This window comes from Myxococcales bacterium (genome assembly GCA_012513515.1).
Classification (GTDB): Bacteria; UBA10199; UBA10199; order 2-02-FULL-44-16; family JAAZCA01; genus JAAZCA01.
Genome location: JAAZCA010000019.1, coordinates 135,319 through 155,780, shown reverse-complemented (window position 1 = coordinate 155,780; position 20,462 = coordinate 135,319). Strand labels below are relative to the sequence as shown.

Genomic DNA, 20,462 nt, shown 5'->3' with positions numbered 1-20,462 from the left:
TTCAGCGAAATATAGCCCCGAATCGGACCCATATTCCAAAATGGACTCAATATTTATTGTAGATGCTGAACTTGCCGGCGCCGGCAACGAGAAGTGCGATGCAGACCGACGCTATGACAAAATTGTACTCGAACCCGCCCGACATCATAAAAAACCCGTTCTTCATATGGACCTTCACCGCCGCAACAACGATGAGAATCAAAAGAAGACCAGAGGACAGCCGCGGAAAAATACCAAACACCAGAGCGATTCCGCCCAGCAGCTCCACGTACGCCGCAAGATACGCCCACATGATCGGCGCCGGAAATCCCATTCCGCCGAGCATTTTAGAAAACTCCTGCACCCCGCTGCCGCCGAACATCCCGAAGGCCTTCTGCAAACCGTGAGCGGCGAACATGATCCCTATCCCCAATCGAAGCACCAGCAGAGAAATATCCATCATGGCCTTCCCCCTTTTAAAAGTTTCATGGCTATCGCCGCCCTGTTCCTAAACCCGGCCGTTCTATACAAACACATAAAATAGTGCAAGAACGTAGGGGCTACGCCCCTCATATTCACGCCCATGACATTGCCGCATGAGATGTTGTTGGCCATAGGTATCACGTACCCGGGATCATACGGTTTCCACGCCCTGAGCCTGCGCCCGCAGATCGCCCTCAGAATATTGGCTGCAGCCAAGCTTCCCTGCGATATCGAAAACTGAATCCCCATGCGCAAGCATAAGCCCCCTGCGGAAAAACAGGCGCAATCCCCCGCAACGAAGACATTTTCAAAAAGCCTAAGAAATTCATCGACCTTCAGCCTCCCCTGAGGACTTTTTTCAACCGAAAGCAAATCCACAAAGGAGGGGGTTTTGACTCCGGCGGTCCAGATGAAAAGCGAATTTTCAAGAACTTTCCCTGAACTTAGCTTCAACGATTCGCCATCGACGGCATCGATGAAGGTTTCGGTTGCGACCTCTATGCGCATATCGCGCAGATTTTTGGCGGCATACTCCTTCATCCAGGCCGGCAGAGGGCCGAGTATGGACGGGGCGCGCTCGACTATAGTGACGTCCCCCTTCTCTTTTCTTAAATCCAGCAGACGCCTGAGGTTTGTAGCCACTTCGATTCCGGTGTAACCTCCTCCGCATACGACGTAATTTGCAAAGCGCTTTTCATCGAGAGCTTTGCGTATGACATCCGCATCAGCGGCACTGTCTAACTTCCTGGAGGCTGCCATCAGATCCTGTCTGCCATAGTAAGCGCTTTCGCTACCGGCGCAGATAAGCAGATAGTCGTAATCGAAATGCCTGCCTCCCGCCTCGATCCTGCGTGCAGGGATATCTACAGAGTTCACTTCGGCATTGATGAAATGACATTTCAGCTTTCGAGAGAGCTCCGATATATTAGCGGTGAGAAGTTTTGGATCGATCCCCCTGCCGATTACATCGGGCAGCATCGGCAAAAAGTCCGACGACGACTTTTTGTCGAAAAGAAAGATTTCATTTCCCGATCCGGAAAACTTTTTCGCAGCCGCAAGCCCCGCAAACCCGGCACCTATCACGCATATCTTTTTCATATAAAAGCGGATCCTATCAAAGTTAAGTTTAGAAAAATATTCATGGCTATCGTAAGCCTGGATGAGTTGAGGAGCATCTTCTTGTTGCGAAAATGACGCTTGATTATCGAAGCCGCAGCCATGGGAAGGGGAATAAAAAGAAATGTGGCCAGGGCGAAGACCGGCATATATCCTGCGTTCACGCAAAAAAGTATGGATATATACCCTGCCGCGACTATGGCAATATAGAGAAGATAGGCCCTCTCCGGAGAAACCAATTTTACCAGGTTGTGCTTGCCGACGCTTAAGTCATCGCTGAAATCCGGGACCTCATTGGCGAAAAGAAGGGCCGCTATCATGAAGCCGAAGGGCAGCGACAAGGCAAACGCCCGCAGGTCGGGAAATATCCCGCTTTGTATGAAATAACCGCCCATGACCAGCACGGGCCCGAAGAGGATGAAGATCGCGATTTCTCCGGCCATCCTGTATGAGAAGCTCAGCGGCCCTATGGAATAGGCGTAGCTCATCGCAATTATAATCGAATAGTATATGACAGGGTCTATCCTTCCCATCGTGATTGAAAGAAACACAACCGCCGCTACCGCTACAGAAGCGAAGAAAAGTGAAAGCATGAGATAGAAACGCTCGCTGAAAACGCCCCTTTGTATGAGCTTTGAACCTCCGAAGAGGCCGTAGAATTCCGGGTCTATGGAATCGACGCCGCTTTTTGAATCGGCATAGTCATTCATGAGATTGGCGGCAAGATGCGTCGCGATAACAGCTATGAGGCCGGTGAGAAATCGTCTCGAATAAAATACCCTACCGACTATCAAAGAACCAAATGTGAAGGGAAGTATGCTCGCCGTTATAAAGGGGAGACGCAGAGCCCGAACGATATGAGACAAGTTTTTCATTTGCATAAGAGACGCCGCGCAGGCTAACATAACCCAATGATTTTTAAAATAAAAAAACGGGTCGAGAGGGAACTCGCCTCCTGCCTGCGCCGTGCTTCTAAAAACGGCGCTTTGAAAAATATATCTCCCTTCATAAGGCGCGAAATCGCCAAATTCCTTCTTCGCGACGGCAAGCGAATCAGGCCGACGCTGTTCGTTCTCTCCTATCTCGGATTCGCAAAGAATAAAGCAGGCGGACTTTACAAAAGCGCCGCGTCGCTGGAGCTGTTTCACAACTTTGCGCTGATTCATGACGACATCATCGACCATTCCGAAAGCAGAAGAGGAAATCCTTCGATGCATGCAGCGCTAAACCTGCATCTAAAATCGAGGGGAAATAAAAGCATCGCCGGAGAGGATTTGGCGATAGTCATCGGAGACATGCTCTACTCGATGGGGGTGGAGGCCCTGCTCGCAATAGATGAAAAGTGGAATAGCAAAGAGATGGTGCTGAGGGATCTAGCGGCATCGGCCTGCGATACCGGATGCGGACAGATATCAGAGATTCTCGTTCAGGGGACCCCTATTGCAAAGATAAGCAGAGAAAAGATCCTTCGGATCTACTCCTACAAGACCGCAAGGTACACATTCGCCTTCCCGATGGCCGCGGGGGCAAGGCTCGCCGGCGCAAGTGAAAGCGACGTAAAGAAGCTTTTCGACGCGGGACTGCTGCTCGGTACGGCTTTTCAGATCAAGGACGATATCCTGGAGATTCTTCCAGGGGATAAGGGCGCCGACGACTACGACCCCAGCGACCTGCAAGAAGCGAAAAAGACGCTACTTCTTTGGTACGCTCACAAAAATTCACCACACTTATCGCGCGCTGCTATAGAAAAGTTCCTATCAGTAAAAAAGAGAGGCAAAAGCGAAATAGAAAAGATCCGCTCCGTGATAATATCTTCTGGAGCCGTTGAAAAAGCCGGTAAGGACATTGAAAAACTGCATACCAAGGCAACAACAATTCTAAAAAAATCTGGAATGCAAAAAAAGCTGGCGGCTGAAATAGAAATTTATTCGGAGAGCCTGCTCGCCATGCCCTTCCCCACCCAGCCTAAGATGTACAAATAAAAATCCGATCAAACAGATCTGAAGATGAGTTACAATACCGCCTAACATTCACTTCTCTTTTGACGGGCTTCCCCCTTCGTCGACAAGGCGCACTTCGCCTCCCTATCCGTCGTCATAAATCAGTCGCTTTCAGCTGATTTGGATGTCCTCCGCTGTCGGCCTCCAAATCAGGAAAGCGATCTGATTTTTGACTTCCGGATACGGTCGGTCTCGTAGACGCGCCAACGTCTTCTCCGGGGGAACCCCGTCGACATAGAAGTAAATGCAGAACCTCTTATAATTGGTTTTCAGATATGTTTGATCGGATCTTGATTTCTACAGATAAGATCTCTCCACGTATCGAATGAACGATTTACATAGCGCAAAATAAAAGGGGCGCGGAAAAAATCCACGCCCCTTTTGAACATTCTAGAAAAGGACTACTGCTGGCAGCTCCGACAATTCGAGGAAACGGTGCACTCCTCGGTCTCTTCATCTATCGTCACATCGGTCGTTCCGCTGCACTGAGTCTGAGGATCAGCCCCGCTTCCTGAAAAATAGACGTTGTTCAGCTCGACTTCAGAGTTGAAATCGGAACCGGCCACCTGGACGGTGCCATTCACGTTACCGGAGAAACTCGATGAGGTTATCCCGTCCTCTTCATTACCGGATATCTCGCCTTCGAATGTCACGTTAGCTACTTCGTTTATGGTCACTTCATAGCTGGGCTGGTCTTCCTCGGGGCTTGTAGTCGTAACGCAATCGTTGAAATCGACATCGAAATCGACATCCAAATCTGTGCATATTATTGCGCCACCTGCCGTTTCACAGTTAGCCTTTAGGTTTCCAGTGACGCGCATGTCACCGGATGTCCTACAACCATAAGTTTCATCTACATTCACATCTATCTGCGACTTAGGTAAACCAACTACCATGGCTGAGCCATCAGGCCTTAGGGCGCCTATTAAAGCATCCCCACATGCCGAAACGGACTTATCAATGGCAGCGCCCGATGCGATTTTTGTCTCCATTGAGGTTGGCTCGGCACTGCTGCCTCCACCCCCACAGGAAGCAAGTAACAAAACAGCGGCCAGTACAGTAGAAACTGGACTGCGCCCCGTAGATTGGACACATAAGGGGTAAAAATTAGAACATAGCTGACTGGCCCAAAGAACGTGGTATAGGGACTATAGCCACGGAAAAGGAGCCAGTTATGGGAAAGAAGTATCGGTCGTTTAGTCAGCAGTTTAAGAGAGAACTTGTAGCACAGATAGACGCGGGCATGATCAGTCAGGGACAAGCCGCTAGAGAGAATGACATCTCGCCGTCACTTATCTCAAGGTGGATGAACCAGGTTCACGAAGGCAGCCTGATCGACAAGCCAACGGCCCGAGAGAAGAAGCTGGAGCGCGAGCTGGAGCAGAGCAAGAAGAAGATAGGCGAGCTCACCTTGCTGGTCGATTATCTAAAAAAAATAGAGGAACGCTCACTACGCATGAAAAAGTTGAATTCGTGCGTCGTCACGCCAAAGCCGTTGGCTCGGTCAAAGGAGCCTGCGAAATGATTGAGACCTCAACATCAACTTATTATTACAAGCCCAAGAAAAGTCGAGCTGAGCGGGATAAAGCCGATGCAGACTTGCGCGGCAAGATGGAGAATGTCCAGAGCACTTTTCCCAAGTCCGGTTACAGAACGATGAAAGAGTATTTGGCAAGGGACTATGAGATCACGGTCAATCACAAGAAGATAAGGCGCATCATGCGCAAATATGGGCTTATGGCGGAGATCAAGCGGGCATTCGTAAGGACGACCGATTCGGAACACGGCTTTGCGATATATCCCAATCTCCTGAAGGGAAAGTTGGTTACGGGCATAAACCAAGTCTGGGTATCAGACATCACGTATATCAGAATACAGACGGGATTTGTTTTTCTGGCGGTTGTGATCGACCTATATTCGCGCAAGGTGGTCGGTTGGGCATTGTCAAAGCGCATCAATAACGAACTCACGATAGCGGCCTTAAATTCCGCGATCGAACAGCGAAACCCGCCCGAGGGCTGCATTCATCATTCGGACAGAGGCGTTCAATACGCAAGCCATGACTATGTGAACATACTGAAGCAACACAAGTTCCAGATCAGCATGTCGCGCAGCGGGAATCCTTACGACAACGCGTTTGCCGAGAGCTTTATGAAAACGCTGAAACACGAAGAAGTTCGTCTGTGGGAATACGAGACCTTCAACGACGTGATAGAGCGGATATCGTACTTCATAGATGAGGTTTACAACAAGAAACGCGTGCACTCCGGCATTGGTTACTTGCCGCCTGCGGAATTTGAGGACTTGATTAAGAATAGAGAAAATGCAATCAACCGAAACAACGGTCAGTCAGGCTCTTCTAATAATCAGCCCCAAACTGTCCAACTATAAGGGCGCGGTTCAAACCTTTACGATCTTCATATCGACCTCCATGGTTATAAACTTCACCGGCTACAACTATCACTGCTGGCAAAAACTGCAAGGGGTAACCACCCACCGAGTTATTTTATAATCGGAATGGTAAAATAAAATCGGCTCCCCGCCCCATGCTCGGATTCGGCCCATATCCTTCCACCGTGTTGTTCCACTATCTCCTTGCAAATCGCCAGCCCGAGTCCGGTCCCACCAGCGACCTTCTTGGAATGAGAAAACTGTTCGAACTTGTGAAAGAGCCTCGGCAGGTCCTCCTTGGCGATTCCGATGCCGGTATCGGAGATGGAAACCACCACCGAATTTTCCAAGACGTCAAGATAGGCGCCAATCGCTGCAAAAATTTAACCCTTTAAAAATGGTTGTATGATTGATATGAGGCAGCATTTCGTATCCCCTTACAATTTAAAATAGCTGGTTACGTCTGAAAGGTTTTTGATATGGCACTGCTCAGCATAAGCGGACTTCGCGTAGCCTTCGGCGACAAGCCCCTGATAGACGATGCGACGCTAAGCATCCAACGAGGTGAAAAGGTCTGCCTAGTCGGAAGAAACGGGACGGGGAAGTCGACCCTGATGAAAATCATCGTCGGCGATTTCATTCCCGATGCCGGGGAGATCGCGCGTGAAAAAGGCGCGAGTTTCTCCTACCTCCCACAGGAGGTCCCCGAAAAACTAAGCGGCAAAATTTTCGATGTCGTGGCGGAAGGTTTGAAGGAGAAAGGTAAACTCCTTTCAAAATACCACGAAATAAGCGCAAAGCTCGAAAAACATCACGGCGATGAACAGCTGCTTGCCCAGCTCGACGCGGTACAGCTCGGTTTGGAACGGCTAAGCGCCTGGGACCTGGCCGGAGAGATAAACTCTGCAATTTCACACATGAAACTCGATCCAGACCTGGAATGCAGCGAACTTTCCGCCGGGATGAAGCGCCGAGTGCTTATGGCAAGGGCCTTGGTATTGAAACCGGACCTGCTGCTCCTCGATGAGCCGACAAATCATCTCGACATAGAATCCATAAGCTGGCTCGAGGATCACCTGAAAAACTACTCCGGTACGATTCTCTTCGTCACGCACGACAGGATGTTTTTGAAAAATCTGGCCACCAGAATAATCGAGATCGATCGCGGCAAAATCACCAGCTGGGCGTGCGGCTACGACACCTATCTTCAGCGCAAGGAGGCAGCCCTCGATGCCGAAGAAAATCAGAAGGCTCTCTTCGAAAAGAAGCTGGCCGAGGAGGAAGCCTGGCTGAGACAGGGAGTTCGCGCAAGAAGAACGCGCAATGAAGGCCGGGTGAAGGCCCTCTATCGCATGCGCGAGTTCAAACGTTCGTTGCGCCAGAGGATGGGATCAATCCATCTAGAAGCCGAGGAAGCGGAGCGCTCCGGCAGGCTTGTAATAGAGGTTGAAAACGCTTCATTTTCGTATGGCTCAAAAACCGTAATAAGAAATTTTTCCACCACGATAATGCGCGGTGACAAGATAGGCATCATAGGCCCGAATGGGTCTGGAAAAACGACGCTACTTCGAATGCTGCTGGAAGATCTCCCCCTTGATTCAGGCAACGTAAGAAAAGGCACCAACCTGCAGATCGCCTATTTCGACCAGTTGAGAGACAGCCTCGACGGCGAAAAGAGCGTTCAGGAAAATATATGTGGCGGCAATCCTTTTCTAACCATAAATGGAAACAGAAAACACGTGATTGGATATCTCGAGGATTTCCTTTTTTCGCCAGAGCGGTCGAGATCTCCCGTCAGAATTCTCTCAGGCGGAGAGAAAAACCGCCTGATGCTCGCCAAACTTTTTACGATAGCATCCAACCTGCTCGTACTGGATGAGCCTACAAACGACCTCGACGCCGATTCTCTGGATATACTCGAAGAAATGCTCATCAACTACAGCGGGACGGTGCTCTTGGTCAGCCACGACAGGTCTTTTTTGAATAACGTTGTAACCAGCACCATCGCGCTGGAGGGAAACGGCGTGGCTGCCGAATATGTCGGCGGATACGATGACTGGCTGAGACAGCGCAGTCAACCTGATGCGAAAACAGAGATCGAAGAAACCAAAGATGCCGGAACTAAAAAAACAAAATCGAAGCAGCCTAAAAAAATCTCTTTCAACGAAAAAAGAGAGCTCGAAGCCCTCCCCAAAAAAATAGAGGAGATGGAGAGCGAAAGGCAAAATTTGCTCACTTCTATGTCCGATCCTGAAACATATCAAAGCAGAGAAAGGGTAGAAGCGACCCAAAAAAAACTCGCCAAGCTAGACGAGCAAATCGCGCACTCCTATGATTTATGGGTGGAACTTGAAAATAAAAGCGATCCGAAAATTTAGCCACTGACAAAAAAAGAGGCGCCGCAAAGGGCGCCTCTCTAAATCTACAAAAACTTATTTCTTATTTCTTCTTTTTGGAAGCTACGGTCTGCTTTATATCCTGCAATATTATATTCTGAAAATTGGCCTTCATCTCATCTGCTGTATAGGGGCTTGTGCTTACGACTTTGTGATGCCCAGGGGTGAGAGCCTCTAACTGCTCCGGCGTCAAATCGAGCAGAGCGACGAGATCCGGATCTGTTTTATCCTTTATGTTGTACTCAAGGACATAGTCAGGGCCTTCCTGATAATACTCATAATTCAAGGAAAGTTTCTTGATCGCGCCGTTCTTGATCTTCACCTTCGTCTTGCCTGCGACCTCGGCATCGGTGATATGCCTCTTGGTCTTCACATCGAACTCCTTACCTTTCGCCTCGCCCTTCATCGTCGTGCCGGCATCTGTCGTACGTTCCTCAGCCTTTACCTTCGCACCCGTTTCGAGAGCCTTAGCCTCGACCTTCGTCACTACCTTTCCTTCGCGAACCGTGGTCTTCTCTTTTAGCTCGATGACTTCATCGGCAAAAGAAACCGCTGAAAAGGATACTGCCACCGCAATCGCCAGAACAGCCAAAAACACCTTTCTCATAGCTCCCCTCCTGTTTGGGTTTTGAGCGGGGCATTCTATCCTCAAAGAAACAAACTACAAGGGACAAATTAATTTAAAGCAGAAATCTTTATTTGCTAATGATAACAAATAGTTAAATAAATACCTCGCCGCACCGCTAAACACGAAGGGCCGCGCTAATGCGCAGCCCCTTCAACAAATTTCGATCGATTACCTATTTACTGAATTTTACCTATCTGAGTCATCTTTTTATCTATCTTATTCAGCAGCATGAAATCGCTGGTAAGCGAAAGAACAAAGCGCGAACCATTGCCATCATCCAAAATAACGCTTCTTAAAACTTTATTTTGATCGGAATCTTCGCCATCATAATAGTATGATGACCCACCTGAAAAGGTTTCTATGCGTCCTATCGCATTGAATTTTTTTGCATCATCTATATCGATAAGCGAGAGACCGGAAGTCTTATAATCCCCCAAAATCGAGACATCTCCACCCTCGTACATTTCGAGCGGAAGAGCTAGGATCCTATTCTTCACATCGAACGTAAAGGCGTGATGTTCCTCTACCGTGGATGAGTAGCTCCCTCTGCTGCCAAAAACCCTACTTCCGACCTCGACTGGATTTGAAGGATCGGAAACATCGAAAAGGGCAAGTTTTATACCCTGCCTCCATCTGAAATCGCCTTCATCGATGGTGTCAAAGCCGATGCCTATAATCCTGTTCCTGTCTAGCGGATGCAGGTACGTTGAGAAACCGGGGATCTTCAGCTCACCCTGGACTTTCGGGTTTGCCGGGTCTGAGAGATCCATGACGAAAAACGGATCCATCTGAAGAAAGGTAACAAGGTAGGCGCGATCGTTTATGAACCTAACTGCATACAGGCGTTCGCCTTCAGCAATACCTTCCACCCTGCCAACTTCATCGAAGGAATCATCGTTTATTTTGAAAACCGCGACATATGTGTCGTTTACATCGGAGTTGCCAGACCACCAACCGCGCGTCATGGCTACTCTGAAATGACCGTCATATTCGCTCATCGCAAACTGCGACATTGAATATCGGGAAGACCATCTGGATCCCTCGAAAGCATTGTCGAGAAGATACCCCTCTAGAGCTGCGCTGCCGCCATAAATCATACCCTCCCCACCTATTTTCATCCGATGAACCACGGTATTCTCGCTAGCATCGTAGCTAAACAGCGCGTGAAAGTCCCTGAACTTCGAGCCTATAAAAAAATTATCCCTCGAAGCATATAGCGTGCCGCCATTGCCCAGAATCGCCTCACTGCTTCCAGAAATATTCTCGGAATTAAGATCCCTTGAAACTAGGGTCATAAGCTCGCGTCCAAATGCCACATGACTTCTGGATATAAGATCGCATTTGCCGCCGCCTGCTTTCTCTATTTTCTCTACGGTGGCGTCCAAATTGAGAGAATTTATCTGGCGGATCAGGTCATTCTTAAGATTTTCAAGCGATTCAAGATATCCATCCAAGGGTTTCGGCATTCCATTTTCGTCGCACTCCGGAATAATATGGGGGAAGGAATATTGAAGCTGCGGCATCTCGATGACTAAATTCAACACCAGATAGAGATTGGAAGCTATCATCCTTGCGCTGACAAACTCTCCATCAAACTCCTCTTTCTTTATGAGCCTCGGCGAGGAAGGAGTAGTTACATCGTAATATTCCAAAGCGGTAAATTCAGACATGGGATCGCCGTTTTGATAGAAAGCACTGCCGCCGCTGTGGGCGCCATTCAAAGTTGAGATCACGACCAACTTCGACCCATCAAGAAAGAGGGCCCTTGCCTTGCCACGAGCAGGTGTTATCTCGGAAATCTTTTTAAATCCGGATACCGGCCACACCGAGGTTATCATAACGACGTCGCCGATTACGGCAAAGGTGTATTCCCCGTCAGTCTTTATGAGATCGGCCTCGTCAACTCCGGTTTCCTGAATATTTGTATCGGTGTAAGAAGCGCCATTGGTCGATCCACCCTCATCCTCTGGCATAAAAGCAACGAACTCCCCCTCACACGCGTTCTTACGGTGATTTATCTCCGCCTCGACCTGCTGAAACAGCAACTCCTTCAACTCCACATTGAGCTGCGAGCAATCATCATACCTCACTAGATTGACGCCGTTAATTTTGGGCGCCTTGTTTCGCTGGCCGTCGAAACCAGCAGATCCCATAAAGCTACAGCCCGCCATAAAACCCAAACACATCAAGAGCGACAATAACGAAAAAAACCTGTTTTTCATGGGAACGACTCCTTTCAAAGTCACTCCCCCCCATTTTTCATAGTATGCTATTCCTCAGCGAACACGACTCCATCTATCAAGCCTGCGACATCGCTGGATCTCTCCGGCAAAAGCATCGTCTCAGCTGAAATCAAGACATTTCCCGACATGAAGTAATAATCGACGAGCTGAAATTCTGAATCAACATCGCCAGATTTATTACACTTAAAGCCGCTGACATGCTTGGCATCATATGCCACAAACACCCTGTCTGGATATTGGGCTTGAAGATGCGATAGCAAGGAGTCGACTTCTACTCTGGAAAATGAAAAAATGACGCTCGTTTTGAGATCGGCCTCACTAAGAAACTTTGCGGTCGATGCCGTACGCTCCGAAAAACTCCACACTTCGTCGTCATATGCTATTTTTACTCCAAACTCCTGATTGAAATAATTTTCTAACCCACCTTGATAACCTGGTTCAGGAGATGGGCTTTCGGGATCGTTGATATGTTCCACTATCTCGCCGGGGTTCCCGGTTTCGGTGAGCCAGTTGCATGAAACCGATAGAGATACTACTAGAAGAAGACCGACTAGAAACAAAACCTTAGAAATATTTTTATACACTAGCCCCTCCTTTGTTCTCTTTGCTTACGTTAAAAAGCTGAAAGTTAAACTGATAGACGGCATCAGCCCCATCGCTTTCGGCTAGAAAACCTGCCATCTTTGAGCGGAACTCCCTTATCATTTTTTTCGCCGCATCGAGTTTTTTCTTGGAAACGGCAAATGTAAGAGATCCGATTTCACGTTCGAGCATCCTATGGGAATCTATAGATTTAGCGGCCATGTTGATCATGTCGCGCTGAAAGTTGGCTATAGCCAAAGAAGCGATATCATCGCCGCTGAACAGATGTGGCGAACTCTGTTTAAGCCGCCCGGATTCGTCGCGAACGACGAGGCCGAGTCCGACAAGCAGATCAAGCGCGGCTTTCGCTTCGCTCTCAGTAATTTTGGGGTCCACGTGATCAGCTATCCAGGCAGGGTCCTCCTGAAAATCCGACATCAGCAGCATCTCTCTAATAACCGGCACATACCAATTTGAATAATATTCATACTGGCCTTTTTCCAAAGGCCTCGAAAGCAAGTACTCGCGATTTTCAAGAATGCGACCATAGTAAAAGTTTCTTTCATCGTCTGTTTTTGCCTGGTTGAAACGAACGAGATTTTCAAAAAATTCCGATTCTTTCTTTTTGAGCTTGAGGGCCTTCGATATCTTTATAGTAGCCTCGATGGAAAGATTTCGCTTCCCCTGCATGACGAGCAAAACGAAATTGCTGGAACGAAAGCCGGCGGCGCTCGCAAATTGCCTATGGGAAAATGAGCTGCGTTCGCGCTTTAACTCCTCGAACACATCCTTGAGATAATTTCTGTAATCCATGTATGTGAAGATATCTGCCATCTCTCATCCCTTTCAGATATATTATCGGCAGAAGGAGGGGCAAAGTCCACAAAAAATAAATAATATCGTGTTCTATTGGTAAACGATTTAATAAAATTTTAAAGGATAATAAATCAGATATTCAATTAAATTTCATATAGTTAAGCAATTAAATACGTATTCAATATAATCACGAATAATATTAACTGAATTTATTTAGTACATAAAAGACAACCCGAGCGATAAAGCGAGGCGCGGGACCAAATCATGATCCTCTTAAAAATGATGCCAGAGGGCGATGGCTATCCCCTGCCCCCTGGGCACGTCCTTCGTATAGGTATCTATTATCACGCCCACCTGCATCGCGTAATCCTTGAGAAAGGAGATCAGCGCCGCCGGACCTGTGTAGAACCTGACAGAAACGGGGACTGAATTTTTCAAGACATCCTGGCTTCCTGCGACGTTTCCAAGGAGCAGGCCGAAATTGACGCCAAGGCTTATGTAGTCATTGATGGCATATCCTGCGGAAGCGTTCATGATGGACAAAGAAAGCCCTCCGCGGGTGTCCGTCTCCCTGTCGTAAAATCCCCATGTCATCCCTATGGGCATTATCGACAATAGAAATTTTTTATACCTGATCATCGACTCCTGATACCATCCGAATGTAAACGCGTTCCCCCCTATGCGCATCGAATAGGGATTGCCTGCAAAACTTATCCCCTTATTGTCGGTTGCAGTCGGATAGCCAACCGTAATTCCATTGTCGAACCAGAAATCGAGATCTTCAGTATCGATCATGCGCCAGTAATATTCTATCGTCGTAGTGATCGTCCCGATTCCCGTTACCGACTCCACAGAACCGGCGACATCCTTCTGTCTCCTGTATCCAACCGGCACATGAACCGCGAACTGAAACTGGTCCTTATTTATATCACCGGTAAACCCTGGAATGAAATACTGCGGCTCGAAGGCGGCCTCCGCATCATGGGCGGCTATCGAATGCTGATAGTAATAGCTGGGAAAAAATTTGAGACAGAAACCGGGCCTGTCAACGCCGGCCGCATTGCCCATGAATTCGGGAAGGAAACCGACTTGTGCTGAGGCGGTACCGGAAAAAAATAGGGTTGCGGAAATTACAGCCAAAAGAAAAAGAATCATCTTTATAGATTTCATCATCTTCCCCTTTTTTTAAAAGTCACCACCTCGATGGCCTGCGACGACCACCCTTCTGTGCCGGTTTGGTTTCCACATAAGGCTCGACCCCGGGAACCGAACATCTGGGGATTTCCTTACCAAGCGTCGATTCTATTTTAGAAACCATCTCCTTATCCAGCCATGAGGCTATCGTTGAAACCATACCCTTTGCATTCATCCTAGCAGTCCTTCCGGCGCGATGTATATATTCTTCGACTGTCTGCGGTATATCGAAATTTATTATGTGCTCGATGCCGGGGACATCTATGCCGCGCGATGCGATATCGGTTGCAACCAGTATCCTATGACTTCCCTTTCGAAAACCCGACAGAGCGCTCGTCCTTTCACTCTGCGAACGATCGGAATGCATGCTGACAACGGGATGGCCATTTTTTTCCAGAACTCCGCAAAGCCAGTCGGCATCTACCTTCCTTCTGGTAAATACCAGCGTGCTCCCAAGCTCCTGATTCAAGAGCGCGATCAAACATTTCTTTTTATGCGCCTCATCGACCAGATATAGGCGATGCTCAATTCCCTCTGCAGCCCTTCCATCAGGAAGGATGTCTATCATTACAGGATCCCTGAGATGCTGTCTCGCCAGCCTCTCTATCGACTTCGGCATCGTAGCCGAAAACATCATGGTATGGCGCTTTTCAGGAACCCCTTTCAGAATTTTTCTGAGTTGCGGAAGAAAACCGAGGTCGAGCATGTGGTCGGCCTCGTCGATTACGAGCTCCTCTACCTTCCTGAGGCTCAGATTTTTTCTTTCCATATGATCCACCAAGCGTCCCGGCGTAGCGACTACTATATCCGGACCGCTTTTGAGATCCTTGATCTGCGGCCCCATTCGCACTCCGCCTATCAGGCAGAGGCTGACAAGACCATGATCTTTCCCGAAAAGTTCGAGGAAAGCCTTCGTCTGAAGGGCTATCTCACGCGTAGGGCAGATAACCAAACCACGCAGCCCCTTGCCGTGAAGCAGGCGCTCAGTCATGGGGATCGCGAATGCGGCGGTTTTCCCAGAACCTGTCTGTGCCAGAGCTATTATATCCCTGCCTAAGCAGGCTACCGGTATCACGGCGGATTGTATCGGGGTTGGGTTTACAAAACCCACGGCCTTTATGGATGCAAGGATACCCTTCGCAACACCGAGCGAATCGAAACCTACATCAACCGTTTCAACGGGATGATTCCCCATCGGAGGTACAGCTTCCAGAATTTCTTTTTTCTTCTCAATCATGACCGGATTTTTAATTGAAGGAGGTGGAAAGAACAAGATATTTTAAGATCGTTCGTCCCCGCCAGACCGATCATGCATGCTGATCGCGCTTAGTCATGATATCGATCATCGAAATTTTGATGCGCTACGAAGCTGCGGCATGTGCTGTCGGCATAGCCTGCGTTGACCGCCATCTAACATTCTGCGAGGCCGACGAAGCACGGAAAAGGCTGAAGTCAGAAGCTAACGAAATGAAAATGCTCCCGCGAAGAATACCGGCGATACAGTCGAAATCGGTCAGTTGCTGATTCTGGCGCGAAGGCGTTCGACATACCAGAACATGACGGGAGTCAGTACGAAGGTGTAAAGAATCGATGCCAGCATTCCTCCTATTAGCACTACCCCCATCGAAACCTTGACTTCATCGTTTGAAAAAATCTGCGGGAACACCCCAAATACGATTGTTATAGAGGTCATCAATATCGCACGGAACTCCCTCTCTATCCCCTTCCAAAGGGCCTCCTTTATAGGCATCCCAGCTTCACGATTGCGCATCGTAGCATCGAGCATGAGAATAGCGTTATTCACGACAAGACCCACGAGCATGACTATGGCGAGCATAGACGCTATGTTAAACGAAGACCTCGCGAAGAACATGAACATAAAAACGCCCGTGAATGACGTTATGATCGACAACCCTATCGTAAAAGGATGATACCAGGAGTTGAGAAGCGCGGCGAGAATCATGAAGGTAAGTATGCTCGCAAGAATAAAGGCCTTGCCCAACTCGCGATTCGATTCTTCCTGAAACTCGACATCGCCTACCCACCTGTACCCCTCGCCCTTTTCAAAGGGAAAATCGGCAAGAATGGCATCCATTTTTGCCATAACCTCACCGGCGGTGCCTTTTGATAGATACCCATCAAGCTCTATTATTCTTTCCTTGTCACGGTGCCATATCGCAGGTAAAGCCCTCTCCCTTTCCACTTTTCCGAGCATAGTTATTGGAAGCAGGCCCTTGGTCGTAATTATGTTGATCTGATCGAGATCATCGAAGGTAGTTTTATAATAGGGATCCATCTCCACATTTATATCGTACTCCTCTCCATCCTCCTTATAGACGTTGGAGTTGTCGCCGTATATGGAGGCACGGATAGAATTCGCAAGAGAGGCGTAAGAAACCCCCTGGGTAGTCATCGCTTCCTGATCGGGAATAAACTTTATTTCCGGTTTAGGGCTCTTATAGCTCGACGATACCGATCTGAACATTCCGCTTTGGTTGAACCTTTCCATCACCTCATTGGAAAGGACGATCATCCTGTCATAATCTACGCCAGTCAAATCCAGCGTAAGATCCGCGTGACCAGAGCCGACAGAGTCGCCGCGTTCAAGATGAAATTCGGCCCCTGGAATCTTCGCGATGCTAGGGAGAAGCGCATTTATTATATCCATGTCACTGCGTTTTCTCTCCGCAACAGGAAGCAGGTTAGCAACGACGCGCGCGTTTTCGACTCCGTTCTCGCCTATGTTGGAAAGCACAGAGACGACCTCCGGCTGCCCCGTCGCCAGCTTTTCAACCTGTTCCACAACCAAAAGCGTATTGTCTATCGTGGAACCGGGCGGGACATTGAGTTTTACCACTATCCTGTCGGCGTCAGATTCGGGAACGAATTCAGATCCGATATATCTGACAAAAAACAGGGAGAAAACAAGCGACATAAGAACCGCTGCGACTGTCAGCTTCGGCCATCTGAATATGGCTTCGAAAACGGCCCTATACTGATGCAGCATAAAATCCATAAAACGATGGGCGATCCTCACGAGCCTTCTTCTGGAAGGAAGCGGCTTGCCATCGGCGCCTACCGCCCTCTTCTTTAGAATCATTCCGCAAAGCATCGGCGTCAGGGTAAATGACGCCAGAAGCGAAAATAAAGTCAGATACACGACCATCAAACCAAATTGTTTCATGAAAGGCCCGGCGATTCCTCCGACGAAGGCCATAGGGGTAAAAACGACCAGGTTCGTTCCGGCCGAGGCGATGACGGCACCCGTAACCTCCTTGGCGCCCAATATCGCCGCATCGAGAGGATCCTCTCCCTTCTCAAGATGCGAAAGGACTCCCTCTATGACGACGATCGCATTGGCGATAAGGGTTCCAAGCGCCATGGCCGTTGCTATCAGCGTCATCATGTTGATCGTAAAACCGGATAGGTCGGCCAAAAACATTCCTGACACGATGGAGGATGGGATGACAAGGGCTGCAATCAGGGTGGTGCGGGAATTTCCCGTGAAGAGATAAAGCACGACGACCGTGAGAAGAACTCCGGCTAGAATATTTATCAGCGTATCCTTGGTCTCCCTGACGATCTGCGCAGCGTTGTCGGTCCCAACGCTGAGCTCCATCCCCTCCGGAAGTGTGGCCTTTATCGCAGGCAGAGCCAGTTCAACCCCCTCGGCTATCGACACTGTATTGCCATCGTTGGTCTTGATGATTGAAAGACCGACTGCGTCCCTGCCATCCAGCCTCGCCATTGAAGTTATATCTTTGTGACCATCCTCCACAATCGCAACATCACCGAGGCGTATAGTTTTTCCGTCATGCGAGACCAGCTCCATCTGCCGAATGTCATCTAGGGTAAGAAATTCCCCCATAAACCTTACGCTGATCGAGTGTTCCTCTTTCTCTATATTCCCGCCCGGGACGTTCATGTTTCTCATCTTAATAGCACCGATGATGTCGGTAATGCCTATGAAGTTTTCACGCGCAAGGACGGGATCGAGAAGTATGTTTATCTGTCTCTCCTTACCTCCGAAGATATCCACAGATGCCACGCCCTCTATGGGTGAAAACTTGTTCTTGAGAGTCTTGTCGGCATATTCGTACAAGTCCCTGCTGCCTATCGAATCGCTCGAGAGAATAAGGTCCATCACAGGAAGGGCAAGGGGGTCGAATTTTTCAACAAGAGGTTTCTCTATTTCAGCCGGGAGGTCGTTTAATATCGCCTCCACCTTATCCTTCGCCTCCATCGCTTTGACGTTAGAATCCGTCCCCAGATTGAACTCCACTATGACCATCCCGAAACTCTCGTAGGATTTGCTAGTAATCTTATCTATCTCCGACAGCTCAGCCACCGCATCTTCGATTTTTTTGACGACCTGGGTCTCTACCTCAGAAGGAGTCGCACCTGGAAACTCGACGGATATGGTCACCGTGGGAAAGTCTATCCTCGGCATATTCTCTATAAAGAGATTGAAATAGGAAACTATTCCCAAAATCATAAAAAACAGAACAAAGACGATGGTTGTAACGGGACGCCTTACAAAAAATTCTATCATTTTCTACTCCGCATTTGGGCAATCAGACATATTTTTGTGAATAAAAACCTTTTGACCTTCCTCCAAATTTTCTTCGCCTCTTATAACGAACAACTTGCCGGCAAGATCAGTTTTATCGAGGACAACAAACAGCCCATCGGAATACACGTCATCGAGAACTATCTTTCTAGCCAAACCCTCTTCCGCAATCCAGGCCGACTTAAGATCGCCTTCATACGAAATGGCATCGACAGGAAGAGTTATCACTCCGCTATATGTGTGAGTATTAACCCTCGCATGATAGAAAGAGGAGTCAGGTAATAATGACGGGTCCAATACGGTAAGTCTGACTTCATACAGCCCGGTGTCGATATCCCTGACCTGCGAAATAAACGAAATCCGGGCAGCACACTGATAGCCATTGATTTTTACTTCAGCGTTCTGCCCCACGCTTATCGATTCCCACATCTGCCGCGGCACGTAGCTTCGCATTTCGCCGCCGGGAACCTTAGTCGCTGTTACTCTGTTCCAGACCTTGTATTCAGATGGCTTCATCACACAGACATCAACAGGCACTCCATTTGAATTCCATTCGGAATAAAAACTGAGCATCTCTTTTTTTTCCGACATATTGATGCGGATTATCTGGGCGACGACAGCCACAAGCAAGACGGCCAGAAATATCAATGTGGTTTTTACCAACTTTCCAGTCTTCACTGTGCTACTCTGCTCTTCCATGATTTTTCTCCACCTCCCGATATAAGCCTCTCTATGCTGGCTATGCTGCTATTGATCTTGTAGAGAGTCACAGCCTCGTTAAGGCGATTACGCGTAAGCTGCATTTCAGCATCGTTCAGATCCGTAAGAGTCTTACTCCCGGCCCTGAAGCTGTCCTGCTGCGCCTGAAAGGATTCCCTAGAAAGTCTGACAGCCTCTTGGTTCGCCCTGTATGTGGCAAGCATAGAATCATACTCCGATATTGCATTACGAAGCTCGAGTTCAAGATCCCTGTTCGCCCTTCGCAGGGAAAGTTCGGCATTGGCCTTGTCAATCAGCGCCTGCTGATACACCGCCCACGTCTTATTTCCATTCCAGATTGGGACCCTTATGTTGAGGCCGATGGCGCCGAGATTTTGCAAATTTTTCGAACCGATCCACGCATTGTTCGACTGACCGAAGAGCGTATAGTTGGCAAACGCGCCGATGGTTGGGAAATACTGCGCTTTCTCCTTCTTGGCTATGGCAGCATTGAGGTCTATGGTGCGGTCCAGGAGTTTCAGCCTCGGCTCTATCTCAAACATATCGGCCAGCGCTGCATCGGCATCGTAGCGAGGAAATCTTCTCGCCAGAGCGTCGGTGAGAATAACCTTCTGTGATTCTTGCGCGCCGACCAGCCTCTTGAGGTGGCGCATCGCCAGATCCAGATCTGATTCAGATTCTTTCAGAACAGGCACCCTTGCCGCAACATCGGCTTGAGCCTTTATCCCGTCGCTTTTGGGCACTCTGCCCATAGCGAAACGCTCATCCAGTATGGCCCGCGTACTTTCGGCATTGTTATAAGATTCCCTGGCTATCTTCAGCGCTTCCTGAGCCAGGAGCACTGTTATGTAAGCCTTCGCGGTTTCATACGAAACTTCCCGCTCGACGGCATCTTTGCTAAATCTGCTGACCTCGCGAGCTATAGTCGCGGCGCGAATCGCATTATGTATCTTCCCGAACGTATATATGGGTTGTTCAAGGGTGACCGATGTCGTCATATCGAAATCATCCTTGAGCTCCACCGATATCGGCCCGGCGCCAGGCATGACCATATCTACAGTCTGAACTTTGGGATAATAGTTGTATCCTACATCTGCGTTTACATGAGGAAGCGCGGCAGATATCGCCTCCGAACGGCGATAGCCGCTCTTGGTTATATCGTTGCCGCTCTGCATGACGGTCTCGCTCTCGGCGATGGCCAACTCTATCGCCTCTTCCAAACTCAAACGAAGGACATTTTGTTCCGAGGATTCGGAAGTCCCCAATAACGCGGAGACGAGAAACAGAGAGGTCACGAACAACACAGTTACAACGCGAATTTTTCTTGCGAAAGCTAAAGACATA

19 protein-coding genes are annotated in these 20,462 nt (G+C 48.6%); 5 read left to right on the top strand and 14 right to left on the bottom strand.

Annotation, left to right across the window (positions count from 1 at the left end; all coding sequences use genetic code 11):
• Window positions 1–46: 46 nt before the first annotated feature.
• From GX659_04425 to GX659_04415, 3 genes are read right to left on the bottom strand one after another with little or no spacing between them, the layout of a single operon-like run.
• The gene (locus GX659_04425; protein NLD28035.1) at window positions 47–442 is read right to left on the bottom strand and encodes a DoxX family protein; all 396 of its coding nucleotides are present in this window, start codon (window positions 440–442) and stop codon (window positions 47–49) included.
• Complete coding sequence (locus tag GX659_04420) at window positions 439–1,560, bottom strand: FAD-dependent oxidoreductase (protein NLD28034.1); 1,122 nt, start codon at window positions 1,558–1,560, stop codon at window positions 439–441. Before GX659_04420 ends, GX659_04425 begins: the two co-directional genes overlap by 4 nt.
• Window positions 1,557–2,453, bottom strand: coding sequence for a prenyltransferase (locus tag GX659_04415; GenBank protein NLD28033.1), 897 nt, complete (start codon window positions 2,451–2,453; stop codon window positions 1,557–1,559). Before GX659_04415 ends, GX659_04420 begins: the two co-directional genes overlap by 4 nt.
• Before the next feature lie 36 nt (window positions 2,454–2,489).
• Between GX659_04415 and GX659_04410 the strand changes: the two genes are divergently transcribed.
• The gene (locus tag GX659_04410; GenBank protein NLD28032.1) at window positions 2,490–3,560 is read left to right on the top strand and encodes a polyprenyl synthetase family protein; all 1,071 of its coding nucleotides are present in this window, start codon (window positions 2,490–2,492) and stop codon (window positions 3,558–3,560) included.
• Window positions 3,561–3,979: 419 nt separating this feature from the next.
• Here GX659_04410 and GX659_04405 read toward each other — a convergent pair whose 3' ends face one another.
• Window positions 3,980–4,570 carry a hypothetical protein gene (locus GX659_04405; GenBank protein ID NLD28031.1) on the bottom strand — a complete coding sequence of 197 codons (591 nt, stop codon included), beginning with the start codon at window positions 4,568–4,570 and terminating at the stop codon, window positions 3,980–3,982.
• Window positions 4,571–4,752: 182 nt separating this feature from the next.
• Between GX659_04405 and GX659_04400 the strand changes: the two genes are divergently transcribed.
• Together GX659_04400 and GX659_04395 are read left to right on the top strand one after the other, a co-directional pair.
• A complete protein-coding gene (locus GX659_04400) occupies window positions 4,753–5,103 on the top strand; it encodes a transposase (protein ID NLD28030.1) in 351 nt (116 codons plus the stop codon).
• The gene (locus tag GX659_04395) at window positions 5,100–5,969 is read left to right on the top strand and encodes an IS3 family transposase (protein ID NLD28029.1); all 870 of its coding nucleotides are present in this window, start codon (window positions 5,100–5,102) and stop codon (window positions 5,967–5,969) included. Before GX659_04400 ends, GX659_04395 begins: the two co-directional genes overlap by 4 nt.
• Before the next feature lie 110 nt (window positions 5,970–6,079).
• Here the strand turns inward: GX659_04395 and GX659_04390 are convergent, their stop codons facing one another.
• On the bottom strand, window positions 6,080–6,352 hold the full coding sequence (locus GX659_04390) for a hypothetical protein (protein NLD28028.1): 273 nt from the start codon (window positions 6,350–6,352) through the stop codon (window positions 6,080–6,082).
• 96 nt (window positions 6,353–6,448) lie between these two features.
• Here GX659_04390 and GX659_04385 point away from each other — a divergent pair, with 96 nt between their 5' ends.
• Window positions 6,449–8,347, top strand: a complete 1,899-nt coding sequence (locus GX659_04385; protein ID NLD28027.1) for an ATP-binding cassette domain-containing protein — start codon at window positions 6,449–6,451, stop codon at window positions 8,345–8,347.
• A gap of 61 nt (window positions 8,348–8,408) precedes the next feature.
• On the opposite strand, the gene GX659_04380 is transcribed toward GX659_04385, so the two are convergent.
• The 6 genes from GX659_04380 to GX659_04355 form a co-directional block, all read right to left on the bottom strand.
• On the bottom strand, window positions 8,409–8,972 hold the full coding sequence (locus tag GX659_04380; protein NLD28026.1) for a hypothetical protein: 564 nt from the start codon (window positions 8,970–8,972) through the stop codon (window positions 8,409–8,411).
• A gap of 197 nt (window positions 8,973–9,169) precedes the next feature.
• Window positions 9,170–11,146, bottom strand: a complete 1,977-nt coding sequence (locus GX659_04375) for a hypothetical protein (GenBank protein NLD28025.1) — start codon at window positions 11,144–11,146, stop codon at window positions 9,170–9,172.
• Window positions 11,147–11,262: 116 nt separating this feature from the next.
• Window positions 11,263–11,820 carry a hypothetical protein gene (locus GX659_04370; protein NLD28024.1) on the bottom strand — a complete coding sequence of 186 codons (558 nt, stop codon included), beginning with the start codon at window positions 11,818–11,820 and terminating at the stop codon, window positions 11,263–11,265.
• Window positions 11,813–12,652: a TIGR02147 family protein gene (locus GX659_04365; protein NLD28023.1), complete on the bottom strand. Its 840-nt coding sequence runs from the start codon at window positions 12,650–12,652 to the stop codon at window positions 11,813–11,815. Before GX659_04365 ends, GX659_04370 begins: the two co-directional genes overlap by 8 nt.
• Before the next feature lie 255 nt (window positions 12,653–12,907).
• Window positions 12,908–13,804, bottom strand: coding sequence for a hypothetical protein (locus GX659_04360; GenBank protein NLD28022.1), 897 nt, complete (start codon window positions 13,802–13,804; stop codon window positions 12,908–12,910).
• A gap of 22 nt (window positions 13,805–13,826) precedes the next feature.
• On the bottom strand, window positions 13,827–15,065 hold the full coding sequence (locus tag GX659_04355) for a DEAD/DEAH box helicase (GenBank protein NLD28021.1): 1,239 nt from the start codon (window positions 15,063–15,065) through the stop codon (window positions 13,827–13,829).
• A gap of 95 nt (window positions 15,066–15,160) precedes the next feature.
• Between GX659_04355 and GX659_04350 the strand changes: the two genes are divergently transcribed.
• Complete coding sequence (locus GX659_04350; GenBank protein ID NLD28020.1) at window positions 15,161–15,352, top strand: hypothetical protein; 192 nt, start codon at window positions 15,161–15,163, stop codon at window positions 15,350–15,352.
• Here the strand turns inward: GX659_04350 and GX659_04345 are convergent.
• Genes GX659_04345 through GX659_04335 form a run of 3 tightly spaced genes read right to left on the bottom strand, consistent with a single transcriptional unit; the run spans window position 15,342 to window position 20,461 of the window.
• Entirely contained in the window at window positions 15,342–18,380 is a 3,039-nt protein-coding gene (locus GX659_04345; protein NLD28019.1) for an efflux RND transporter permease subunit, read from the bottom strand. The two genes, GX659_04350 and GX659_04345, sit on opposite strands and share 11 nt — an antisense overlap.
• A 3-nt stretch (window positions 18,381–18,383) precedes the next feature.
• Window positions 18,384–19,097 carry a hypothetical protein gene (locus GX659_04340; GenBank protein NLD28018.1) on the bottom strand — a complete coding sequence of 238 codons (714 nt, stop codon included), beginning with the start codon at window positions 19,095–19,097 and terminating at the stop codon, window positions 18,384–18,386.
• Window positions 19,073–20,461 carry a TolC family protein gene (locus GX659_04335; protein ID NLD28017.1) on the bottom strand — a complete coding sequence of 463 codons (1,389 nt, stop codon included), beginning with the start codon at window positions 20,459–20,461 and terminating at the stop codon, window positions 19,073–19,075. The genes GX659_04340 and GX659_04335 overlap by 25 nt, the downstream gene beginning before the upstream one ends.
• Between the last annotated feature and the right edge of the window lies 1 nt (window position 20,462).